The sequence below is a fragment of the Streptomyces sp. NPDC058051 genome (genome assembly GCF_042885475.1).
Lineage (GTDB): Bacteria > Actinomycetota > Actinomycetes > Streptomycetales > Streptomycetaceae > Streptomyces.
On the sequence record NZ_JBHVRW010000010.1, the window covers coordinates 60412 to 70815 of the forward strand.

Annotated in this window: 10 protein-coding genes and 1 riboswitch; of the genes, 7 read left to right on the forward strand and 3 right to left on the reverse strand. The window is 68.4% G+C overall.

Features of this window, described 5'->3' with window-relative positions; genetic code table 11:
* Positions 1-52 precede the first annotated feature (52 nt).
* Positions 53-730, forward strand: coding sequence for a DUF305 domain-containing protein (locus ACFVUT_RS17775; RefSeq protein ID WP_389649723.1), 678 nt, complete (start codon positions 53-55; stop codon positions 728-730).
* A gap of 627 nt (positions 731-1357) precedes the next feature.
* A riboswitch (cyclic di-AMP (ydaO/yuaA leader) is annotated at positions 1358-1542 on the forward strand.
* A 4-nt stretch (positions 1543-1546) separates the two neighbouring features.
* A complete protein-coding gene (locus ACFVUT_RS17780; protein WP_389649720.1) occupies positions 1547-2314 on the forward strand; it encodes a transglycosylase SLT domain-containing protein in 768 nt (255 codons plus the stop codon).
* Between the two features lie 100 nt (positions 2315-2414).
* On the opposite strand, the gene ACFVUT_RS17785 is transcribed toward ACFVUT_RS17780, so the two are convergent.
* The 3 genes from ACFVUT_RS17785 to ACFVUT_RS17795 form a co-directional block, all read right to left on the reverse strand.
* Positions 2415-3104 carry a DUF2461 family protein gene (locus ACFVUT_RS17785; protein ID WP_389649717.1) on the reverse strand — a complete coding sequence of 230 codons (690 nt, stop codon included), beginning with the start codon at positions 3102-3104 and terminating at the stop codon, positions 2415-2417.
* 95 nt (positions 3105-3199) lie between these two features.
* Positions 3200-3517, reverse strand: a complete 318-nt coding sequence (locus tag ACFVUT_RS17790; protein ID WP_389649714.1) for a hypothetical protein — start codon at positions 3515-3517, stop codon at positions 3200-3202.
* A gap of 97 nt (positions 3518-3614) precedes the next feature.
* Positions 3615-4505: an alkaline phosphatase family protein gene (locus ACFVUT_RS17795; protein WP_389649711.1), complete on the reverse strand. Its 891-nt coding sequence runs from the start codon at positions 4503-4505 to the stop codon at positions 3615-3617.
* Positions 4506-4800: 295 nt separating this feature from the next.
* On the opposite strand from ACFVUT_RS17795, the gene ACFVUT_RS17800 reads away from it, so the two are divergent.
* From ACFVUT_RS17800 to ACFVUT_RS17820, 5 genes are all read left to right on the forward strand, one after another.
* A complete protein-coding gene (locus ACFVUT_RS17800; protein WP_389649708.1) occupies positions 4801-5883 on the forward strand; it encodes an NAD(+)/NADH kinase in 1083 nt (360 codons plus the stop codon).
* A 76-nt stretch (positions 5884-5959) separates the two neighbouring features.
* Entirely contained in the window at positions 5960-6613 is a 654-nt protein-coding gene (locus ACFVUT_RS17805; protein ID WP_389649705.1) for an HD domain-containing protein, read from the forward strand.
* 151 nt (positions 6614-6764) lie between these two features.
* Positions 6765-7673: a class A beta-lactamase gene (bla, locus tag ACFVUT_RS17810; protein ID WP_389649702.1), complete on the forward strand. Its 909-nt coding sequence runs from the start codon at positions 6765-6767 to the stop codon at positions 7671-7673.
* A 137-nt stretch (positions 7674-7810) separates the two neighbouring features.
* Positions 7811-8671 (forward strand): Gfo/Idh/MocA family protein, encoded by an 861-nt coding sequence (locus ACFVUT_RS17815; RefSeq protein ID WP_389649699.1) that lies wholly within the window; start codon positions 7811-7813, stop codon positions 8669-8671.
* Positions 8672-9392: 721 nt separating this feature from the next.
* Positions 9393-10328 carry a sterol desaturase family protein gene (locus tag ACFVUT_RS17820; protein ID WP_389649895.1) on the forward strand — a complete coding sequence of 312 codons (936 nt, stop codon included), beginning with the start codon at positions 9393-9395 and terminating at the stop codon, positions 10326-10328.
* The last annotated feature ends 76 nt before the right edge of the window (positions 10329-10404 follow it).

Here is a 10404-nt window from a genome sequence, read left to right on the forward strand (position 1 = left end):
TGCCCCTTTCGCGCGCCACCGAGGTGGCGCAACCACCTGGAAAGAACGTGTGATGTTCGCACCCCTGTCCTCCCCTGCCCGCCGCCGCGCACTCGCGGCTGCCGGCGCCGTTACCGCACTCGCTCTCGCGCCGGTGGCCTGCGGTTCCTCAGAAGCGCCCACGGCCCACGGCTCGTCCGTTTCCGGCATGGACCACGGCTCCGGCAGTGCCTCCGCGTCGGCCTCCCCCGGCGGTTCGTTCAACGACGCGGACGTGCGGTTCGCGCAGCAGATGATCCCGCACCACCAGCAGGCCGTAGAGATGGCGGAGCTTGCCGACGGCCGCGCCACCGATCCCGAGATCAAGGGGCTGGCCGCCGCGATCGAGAAGGCCCAGGACCCGGAGATCACCACCATGAAGGGTTGGCTGACGTCCTGGGGCAAGCCGTTGTCCTCGGCCTCGTCCTCGATGGGTGACATGCCCGGCATGGACCACGGGTCGGCACCACATCCGGGCATGCCCGGAATGATGTCCGACAAGGACATGAGTGACCTGGAAGCCTCCAGGGGCAGGGACTTCGACAAGAAGTTCGCCCAGCTCATGATCGGCCACCACGAGGGCGCGGTCACCATGGCCGAGGACGAGCAGAAGAACGGCGGCAACGCCGATGCGAAGAAGCTTGCCGGGGCCGTCATCGCGGCCCAGACCGCCGAGATCGAGAAAATGAACAAGATCATCGCCAGGCTCTGAGTTCCGGCCGGGTGCGGGCCGTCGTCGCGGCGGCGGCCCGCACCCTTCGGGCGTGAGACCGGTGGCGGCCGATCCGTTCGGGCCGGGGCGCGACCGAGCCGCAACACGGCTGCTTGCGGCGGTGACGACTCGAAGGGCCGAAGGCGAAGTCCCGGGTGCCGCGTGGAGGCAGTGACGAGCCGGTTCGCGACGCGCGGTGTGCGACGTGCGCTTCGCGGTCGTGGAGGCGGGAGGCCCGACGCCGATGCCGGACGGTCGGTGAGTACCCGAGGGTGTGGGGCCCTGTGGGTGCGCTCGACAGCAGAGCACCCAGAAGGATATGCGAATGTCCCTATATGGGCGATTTCTATAGAAGTGATCCCTTGGTTAATAAAGGGATGCTTACGGAAGGTTGCCCCTTTCGTTTGGTGCCCGAATTGCCGCTTCTGTTCTCCTCGTGGTGTGAGTCACGTTTGGAGTCCGGGGCGTCCCGGCGCGCGCTCCGGTTCCCTTCTGTGCCGGGGAATTTGGCATTGTCGTGTGAAGTGGATTACTTCCGATTCCATCATTCGATCTTGCAAATGAATTGTGATCCACAAATAGGGGCTTGTTCCTTTCCGTGTTTCTCGCCTACGGTCACCGTCAATCCCGGACGGAACGCCGAATCCTGCCGCCGTCCGGCCATCCGATCACTCACGTACGGCAGGAGCGGGGAACCCAGGTAAGCGCCGATCCGGTATCCGGAACGGCTTGGGGTGAAGTCGCATTCGCGTGCGACCAGACATCTCCAGTCTGAACCCGACAGCTCACCTCGTAGGCGACGGAGAGGAATTCAGCATGTCCGCAACGGGTATCCACCGTCGTCGTCGGCCCATTTCCGTGACGCGCGGTCTCATCGCGGTGACCACGGGTGGAGCTGCTCTCGCGCTTCCGCTGGTCGGCGCCGGCTTCGCTTCGGCCGCACCCGCGCAGAGCGTCACCGCCGAAAAGGCCGGGATTTCGACGGTTGCCACCGTCAAGGAGAAGTCCGCAGAGAAGGACGCGCCGACCACCTATACGGTGATCGCAGGCGACACCCTTTCCAAGATCGCGCGAGGGAATTCCCTCAGCGGCGGCTGGCAGAAGCTGTACGAGGACAACCGGGCGGTTGTCGGCGGCGATCCCGCGCTGATCTTCCCGGGCATGAAGCTGACCATCGGAGCCAAGGCCGAGCCCGCCGCCTCCGCGGCAACGTCGGCCTCGACCGTCGCCGCCCCGGCCCCCGCCCCGTCGGCCGTGACGTACACGAACGACCTGGACGGCTGGATCAAGGAATCGCTGGCCGTCATGGCCAAGAACGGCATCCCCGGCAGCTACGACGGCATCCACCGCAACATCATGCGCGAGTCCTCCGGCAACCCCCGGGCCATCAACAACTGGGACTCGAACGCCGCCAAGGGCACCCCGTCCAAGGGTCTCCTGCAGATCATCGACCCGACGTTCCGTGCCTACCACGTGCCCGGTACGTCGATGGACAGCTACGACCCGGTCGCCAACATCACCGCCGCGTGCAACTACGCGGCTGACAAGTACGGCTCGATCGACAACGTCTACGGAGCGTACTGACATACAGCGGCGCGGAAGGCGGTTCACGACCGACGGGCGCCGAGGGGCCGGACAGGCTCCTCGGCACCCCGCCCGCCGGTCAGGACCGCCTTCCGGCTGTTCAACCGTGTGGACTGCCCACGGACGCGACGCCGTGCGGCGGATCGGCGGAAGCGGCGGCAGCAGGGCCGGTCACATGCTCGGCGAGCCATGACAGCAAGGGATCCAACTCCTTTGCCGCCCGGAGCACGGCATCGACCAACGCCGGCGTGTGCTCCGCGCAGTCCCCGCCCAGCGGGCGGACGGCGAGGACCGAGCGGTGCCGGAGCAGATCGGCCCGCGGATGACCGGCGTCGTACCCGCGCGGCATGCGCTTCATGATGTCCCCGGTGATCCCGTACCCCCGCGCCCCCAGTGCCTCGACGGCGTGCGCCAGCCCGGGTCCGGTGTCCCGCGCGGAAACCGCCTCACGGAACGACGGGATCTGCCCCGGGTCCGGGTAGGACCAGCCGCCCCTGATCAGCAGCCCGTCGAGGTCGAAGCGCAGACCGATCTCGACGTTGCGCGCGATCCGGATCACCGCCGCCTGGTGCTGCCACCACCACGGATCCTTGCGGAAACCCCAGACCGAGAAGTCCTCGTACGCCGCGTCCGCGTCGGCCACGTCGTTGAGCAACGCGATCATGGGCTGCCGTACGAGACGCTCGCGGTCCTTCCGACGTGTCTCACGTGCTTCTTGCGAAGGGCTGCCCTCCAACTGCAGAAGCAGCTCGAACGCTTGCTCTGTCCAGCCGCTGAACGCTCTGCTCATCCGAGAGATCCTAGAGGCTCGGACAGCGCGTCCTCACCGTGCCCCGGCCCCTCCTCGTTCCCGGGTGCGGCGGGGGAGTCGTGCCTTCGCAGCCCTCATCCCCGGGTGCCCTCCGCAGGCCGATGCGGCTTCCGGGGCGGTGGCCGGGGAACCGTGGCCCCCGCCCCCTCCCGGACGGACCGCACCACCGCGTCGTGAAGGTGCCGGCTGTCGTCCTCCGACGGGCACGGCACGGGGCTGCCCGACATGGTGAACCAGTCGCTCGCTCCGGTGTACTGCACAGTGACCTGGGCCGTGTCGTCGGCCCAGGTCGTGTGAACCGTCAGGTCTCCGGACAGGACACCGACCTCGTCCGTGAGCACGCCACCGTGCCCGGAGAACACACCGCGAGTCGTCCATGACGCCCAAGCCATGCTTCCAGGCTGGCATCAAGACCGCGGATGCGCGACCTGCGGCGATGCCCGCCTTCCCGCGCTCCGGACGCCCGCGGCGTGCCGGAGCACGGCGGTGTCAGTTCCAGATGCCGGAGATGTCGGACGCCGAGGCCGCGTTTCCGGCGTGCGTCGTCAGCCCTGCCAGGTCCTCCAGGGTGCGGAGCACGTCGTAGTGGTTGCAGGCGGCGCTGCTGGAACTGTCGGGGGCGACGTGCTGTCCGTAGAAGACGGTGGGGATGCGGTTGTCCGACCGCGTGTTGCCCTCGTCGAACGTGACGACCAGGAGGCTGTTGTGGGTCCTGGCCCAGTCGGCATAGGCGCCCAGTTCGTTCTTGAGCCAGGTGTCACCCGTGGAGACCGAGCAGTCGTGCATGTCGTCGCACAGGTTCGGCACGACGAACGACACCTTGGGCAGCGTGGTGAAGTCGGTCGGGAACTGGGCCATGGTCTTCGCGGTGCTGGTCGGCACATTGGAGAAGCCGAACCAGGGGTTGTGTTTCTGGGCGTAGTCGCCGCTGCTGCAGACGGTCGACCCCTGGCGGGGCAGAGTCTCGTTGTAGCTGGCCCAGGTCTTGCCCGCGGCGATCAGTTCGGAGGCGAGGTCGGGCGCGGACAGGGAGCCGACCTTGACGCAACTGTCGTCGGTACGGCCCTGATCGGAGCCCGAGAACAGCATGTAGTAGTTCGGTTCGCTGGGGTGGGTGAGCGCGAAGGACCGGGTGAGCTCGGCGCCACCCCTCTTGAGCGTGTCGTTGATGTACGGGGCGCCGGAACTGCCGATCACCTGGGCGCGGGAGTGGTTCTCCATCACCACGACCACCACGTGATCGGGGGTGGGGAGGCGGGCGGCCCGTGCGGGGGCCCCGGTGGCGCCCCAGAGGCCGATCGAGGCGATGGCGAGAGCCGCGGCCCCGGCCAGCGCGGTCCGGGAGCGTCGGTTGCGCCTGGATGCCTGGAGCGCGGTCATGACTGTCCTTTGGACCGAGGCGACGAGAGCACACGGGTGTGGGGCGTCGCAGCCCGAGGAGCCGCCGGGTGGACCCGGCCGCGTCCCGTGCGTGAAGAGCAGGCGGACCTCTCCCCCCAGTCTGCCGTGCGGAGCGGCGGGCACGCTGCCCGCCCAGGGGTCCGATCGCCTGACCGGGGGCCGCCGGTCGGCCCGGCGGCGGAGTCGGGGCGTCTCGGACCGTCAAGGTGGGGTCGAAGCGTCCGGGCGGGATCAGGACATCGCCGCATCGTCGGAACAGGGGAGTCGGAGCGAGATGGGTGTCGAGCGGGTGGGAGTCGTGATCCATCAGGGCCGTCCCGAGGCCGTCGCCGCGGCACGCGTCGTGCGCGACTGGTGCGCGGGCGAAGGCGTTCCGTGCACGGACATCGACGTATGGCGCGTCGACGCGCGCAGGCGCGGCGGACGGGAGGAGGCCGATGTCGCGGGCAACCCCGATCTCATCGTGACGCTCGGAGGCGACGGGACCTTCCTGCGCGGCGCCAGGATCGCGGCCAAGAACCGCGCCGCCGTCCTCGGGATCGACCTGGGCCGGGTCGGGTTCCTGACCGAGGTGCCGGCCGCCGACGTCGTGCGGGCCCTCGACGCGGTCCACCAGGGGCGGGCCGACGTCGAGCAGCGCATGACACTGACGATGAGGGCCTCCCGCGTCCTCGAAGTGCCCAAGGACATCGACGCCCTGATGGCCTACGGACGGCGCCCGATGCTGCCGCCGCCCGACATCGACATGGAGGCGGAGGCAGGGGCGGAGGGCTGGGGCGTGGCGCTGGACGTCACCGCTCTCAACGACGTGGTCGTGGAGAAGCTCGCGCGGGACCGGCAGGTGAGTCTCGGTGTCTACATCGGCGGCCGCCTCCTCGCCTCGTACTCGGCCGACGCCGTCATCATGGCCACCCCCACCGGGTCGACCGCGTACAGCTTCGCCGCAGGCGGTCCGGTGGTCTCCCCGCGTATGGACGCCGTTCTGTTCACACCCGTCGCGGCGCACATGACCTTCGACCGGACCGTGGTCGCCGCGCCGGACGAGCCGATCGCGGTGCGGGTCCTGCCGCACTCCGGGCAGGGCGCGGTCACGATCGACGGCCAACTGCGCGGCGTACTGGACGCCGGAGACTGGCTCGGGGTGTACAAGGCGCCGCGGCGACTGCGCGTCGTCAGACTCGGTCCGCACGACTTCTACGGACGGCTGCGTACCCGCCTGCGTCTCACGGACGCTCCGGCGACGGCGGCCGACGGCGAGAGCGCACCCCTCTTCCCGCGGCCCGACGGCCCGGTACCGCACGACCTCGCCCGTCTCCGTCTCTCCCCGGGGAACAGGGACACGGCCGGCACGGGCTGACCGGGCGGGGGAGAGGAACCACAGGCCGAAGAACCGGAAACGCAGAGCCCACGTGGCGTACGACGAAGGAGTCCGGATGACCAGCACCGCCGATCTGCCCGCCGTCGAGAGGGTGACGGTGCCCGACACCGAGCTGGCCGCCCAAGCGACCGAGCTGGTGCGCGACGCGACCGACGACCTGATCTACCACCACTCCCGCCGGGTCTATTTCTTCGGCGCACTCCAAGGACACAACAGGGGGCTGAGCTTCGACCCGGAACTTCTCTACATCGGAGCCATGTTCCACGACCTGGGCCTCAACGAAGAGGCCCGGCACAGCGGGCGCCGGTTCGAGGTGGACGGCGCCGACGAGGCACGCCGATTCCTGCAGAGCCACGGCGTGCCCGAGGACAGCGTCCGCCGTGTCTGGACGGCCATCGCCCTCCACACGACGCCGGGGATCCCGCAGTTCATGGAGCCGGAGGTCGCCCTCGTGACAGCGGGGGTGGAGTACGACGTGCTCGGCATCGGGTACGCCGACATCAGCGACGCGGACCGTGAGTCGATCATGGCCCTCCACCCCCGTCCCGACTTCAAGCAGCGCATTCTCCGGGCCTTCACCGAAGGCATCGAAGGCAAGCCGGAGACCACCTTCGGCAATGTGAAGGCGGATGTCCTGGAGCGGTACGTACCCGGATTCGAGCGCGGCAACTTCGTGGACACCATCCTGCGGTCCTCCTGGCCGGAGTGACGCTCCCGCAAGGCGCGCGACCGACCGCACGGCCTCGACGCCGTACGGCAACACGTCCTGAACGGGGGGCACTTCCTTCACATGACGCAACCGGTGTGCCACCAGAAGCGTCATGTGAAGGAAGTGACTGGACGAGGGAAAGGGAGAAGACATGAAGCCGAGCAGGAGTGCGTCACGCCGCGCGGTACTCGTCGGCGGCCTGGGGGCGGCGCTGAGTGCCGTCCCTCTGACATCGTCCGCGTACGCCTCCGGCCCGGCGAACGAGGCAGTGCGGAGGTTACGGGACCTGGAACGGGAACATGCCGCTCGGCTGGGGGTGTTCGGGTGGAACACGGCGACGGGCCGGAGCGTCCTCCACCGGGGCGACGAGCGCTTCCCGATGTGCTCGGCGTTCAAGACACTGGCTGTCGCGGCCGTGCTGAGGGACCTCGACCACGACGGGTCGTTCCTTTCGAAGGTCATTCACTACACGCAGAGGGACATCGAGCGATCGGGAGGCGCGCCGAGGACCGGCCTCCCCGAGAACCTCGCTAACGGGATGACGGTCGAGGCACTGTGCGGCGCGGCCATCTCGTACAGCGACAACACCGCGGCGAACCTTCTCCTGAAGGAACTCGGCGGACCGACGGCCGTCACCCGTTTCTGCCGGTCCGCCGGGGATCCGGTGACCCGGCTCGACCGCTGGGAGCCGGAGCTGAACTCGGCCGAACCGGGACGGGTGACCGACACCACGAGCCCCCGCGCCATCGGCCGCACCTACGCGCGACTCGTCCTCGGGGACGCGCTGGAGGCGAGTGACCGCGAGCGCGTGAGCCAGTGGCTGCTGGCCAACACGACGGGCGGCAAACGCCTGCGCGCCGGCCTTCCCGACGGCTGGACCGTCGGCGACAAGACCGGCACCGGCAGCTACGGCACCGCGAACGACGTGGGCATCGCCTGGCCGCCCGGCCGGGGGCCGATCGTGATGGCCGTCCTGTCCACCCGGTACGAGGCCGATGCCGCGGCGGACGACCGTGTGGTCGCCGATGCGGCCGCCGTCCTGGCGGAGGCCCTCACCTGACGCACGGCACGGTCGGGGACGTCGGGAGGGTGGCCCCGTTCCGGAAGCCGGTGCGGTGCGGTCAGGTCCGGAACCCACCCCTCCGGATGAGGGGAGTACGCTCAACCGGCCCTTCACCGTGCGGGTAGCCTCGCCTGATGCGCATCGGGATCGTTGGCACCGAGAACTCTCATGTCGACCACATCGTCGGCCACCTCAATGTTCACGACGCGGGCGGCGACGCCCGCGTCGTGGCGCTCAGCGGCGGACACAGCCGACGCAACGACGCGCTGGCGTCGACGGGCGGGATCGAACGGATCGTCGACGAGCCCACGGACCTGCTCGGACTGGTCGACGCCGTGATCGTCGCGGACCGGGACGGCGCGCACCATCGCGAGCAGGCGACGCGCTTCCTGGCCGAAGGGCTTCCCGTGTTCGTCGACAAGCCACTGGCCTGCACCGTCGAGGACGCCCGAGCCATGGTCGACACCGCACTCGCCCACGACGCGCCCCTCACGTCCTTCTCGGCGCTCCGCTGGATTCCCGACGCCGATACGTTGGCGGCCCGCTCCGCGCAGGCCGGACCACCTCACGTGGTCGTCGCGTCCGGACCGGCCGATCCCGACGGCGAGCACGGTGGGATCTTCTTCTACGGCATCCATCCGGTGGACCTCGCTCTGCGGCTCGCCCCGGGCCGGCTCGGCGACGTACACACGGACACCACCGGTACCACGGTCACCGCGTCGTTCACGGCGGGCGGTACCCGTGTCCTCGTGAACTTCGTCAAGCCGAACAGCACGACCCAGATTCCGTTCCACGCGATGGCGCTCACCCGGGACACCATGGTCGAACAGACACTCACCCTCGACGCCCAGTACTGCGTTCCGGGCCTGGAGGCGTTCCTGGAGATGGCCCGTACCGGCAGACCGCCGATCAGCTATGAGGACCTGCTGCGCCCCGTCGAGGTTCTGGAGTCCGTCGCCACTGCCCTGCGCACGCGATCGACCGTTCCTCGGTGAGCTGACGCACGTTCCGGAAACCGGAAACCGCTCCGGACCCGGCACCGCTCCGGACCCGGCACCGCTCCCGACCCGGCGTTAATGAGCCATGGCGGGGCCGATCACGCCGCGAGCCCTCGACGCTCAGCCGCCGCAGCCCGCACATGCCAGAGGAACGTACCGCGTGCCGACAACGCGAGGGGCGCCGTGCCGCCTACCCGGTCGAGCCGACGGAATTCCGGCGGGCGGAAGATCGTCGGCCGACGGGATTCCGGCGAAGCAGAGGAGTGCCGTCCGGCCTTTCCCGGCCCGCTCCGGGTGTCGGACGCACACCTGAAAACAGAGAATTATAAAAGCTCAATAGATTATCTATCATATGAATGACGCGCGGAATGGAAGGTCGAATTATTCGCATTCCGCCCGGCTGGTCCCCCTGATCCTTTGAAGATTGGACAGCGCGGCGAAGGGGTGCCGCGCCTTTCCGGAGTACCGGGACAAGGCTTGATTCCGACGGTTGAGGGCGCGGGAAAGGGAAAGGGAAACAGAGCGGGCCCGCCCGGTGATCCCGTCAGGATTCTCCTGTCTCATAACGCAGTTCACACACGTCCCCCATACGCGTCTCCTTCACGCGCGACAACAGATGTCCCATGCGTCGGGCGCGCGTGCCCCGCAGGAAATCATCAGTTCCTCCTTCGCGGTCTGTGCATTTTTCTGTACTGGCTTCTCGGTAAAGGTGCTGCGGATGGCAAATTGCGAACCACTGTGCGACGGTGATCCGGAGAAGGACCCCGTTCCGGTGAGACGGGAGCGCACTCCCGAACGTGCGGCGCACGCCGTTCTCCGTCTGCTGGCGTATCCGTTCCTGCTGGTGGCAACGGTTTCGGTGGCTGTGGCGGCGCTGTTTCTCGATTGGGATCCCGAACATGTGAGCCCGCTGTTCCTGCTGGGCGTCCTGGCCTACCTCACCGCTCTCGAACGTCTGATTCCGTATCAGCGTGCATGGCATCCGACCCTCAGTGAATGGCGCTGGTACGGCGTCTACTTCCTGCTGACGGCGGTGGCCAGTGCCTTGGTCCAATATGCGGTCACGGCGACCGTCTCCACGGTGACGCCCGACCATCCGGCGCTCCCTCTCCGAGCCGAAATTCCCGCAGCCCTGCTGACCGGCTCCCTGGCCAGTTATCTTGTGCACCGGATGGGGCACACCCAGCCCTTATTGTGGCGACTGCACGGCGTGCATCATGTGCCACAGAAGGTCAATGTCGCCAATAACGGCGTCAATCACGTCCTCGATATCGTCCTCGCACAGGGGGCGGTGCAGATGGCTCTGGCGTCGGCCGGATTCTCCGGCGACTCCGTGCTGATCGTCGGTCTTTTCGTGGCCGCGCAGGGCTATTTCGTCCACGCCAACATCGATGTGCGCATCGGCCGGCTCAACCATGTGCTCGCCAGTCCCGAACAACACCGTCTGCACCACAGCACCGATCTGGCCGAGGCAGGCCACTACGGCTCGGATCTGTCGATCTGGGACCACCTCTTCGGCAGCTACACCTGGCGGCCCGGCCGTGAGCCGATCGCGGTCGGACTCGGTGACCCCGAGTCGTTCCCCCCTACGGGCGAGATCACCGCCACCCTTCTCCACCCATGGCGCCGTGCGAAAAGGACCGGCTCCGCCTGACCGGCCTGTCTCCCTCGGGACACCGCACCGCCCTCCCGCAACCATGCCGTGCCGCGACGTCACGACTTGAGGAGTA

Excerpts from the sequence above, each read along its gene's own strand:
- ACFVUT_RS17805 (WP_389649705.1), top strand. The coding sequence starts at position 5,960 with ATGACCAGCACCGCCGATCTGCCCGCCGTCGAGAGGGTGACGGTGCCC.
- ACFVUT_RS17790 (WP_389649714.1), bottom strand. The coding sequence starts at position 3,517 with ATGGCTTGGGCGTCATGGACGACTCGCGGTGTGTTCTCCGGGCACGGT.
- ACFVUT_RS17800 (WP_389649708.1), top strand. The coding sequence starts at position 4,801 with ATGGGTGTCGAGCGGGTGGGAGTCGTGATCCATCAGGGCCGTCCCGAG.
- ACFVUT_RS17775 (WP_389649723.1), top strand. The coding sequence starts at position 53 with ATGTTCGCACCCCTGTCCTCCCCTGCCCGCCGCCGCGCACTCGCGGCT.
- ACFVUT_RS17815 (WP_389649699.1), top strand. The coding sequence starts at position 7,811 with ATGCGCATCGGGATCGTTGGCACCGAGAACTCTCATGTCGACCACATC.
- bla (WP_389649702.1), top strand. The coding sequence starts at position 6,765 with ATGAAGCCGAGCAGGAGTGCGTCACGCCGCGCGGTACTCGTCGGCGGC.
- ACFVUT_RS17820 (WP_389649895.1), top strand. The coding sequence starts at position 9,393 with ATGGCAAATTGCGAACCACTGTGCGACGGTGATCCGGAGAAGGACCCC.
- ACFVUT_RS17785 (WP_389649717.1), bottom strand. The coding sequence starts at position 3,104 with ATGAGCAGAGCGTTCAGCGGCTGGACAGAGCAAGCGTTCGAGCTGCTT.
- ACFVUT_RS17795 (WP_389649711.1), bottom strand. The coding sequence starts at position 4,505 with ATGACCGCGCTCCAGGCATCCAGGCGCAACCGACGCTCCCGGACCGCG.
- ACFVUT_RS17780 (WP_389649720.1), top strand. The coding sequence starts at position 1,547 with ATGTCCGCAACGGGTATCCACCGTCGTCGTCGGCCCATTTCCGTGACG.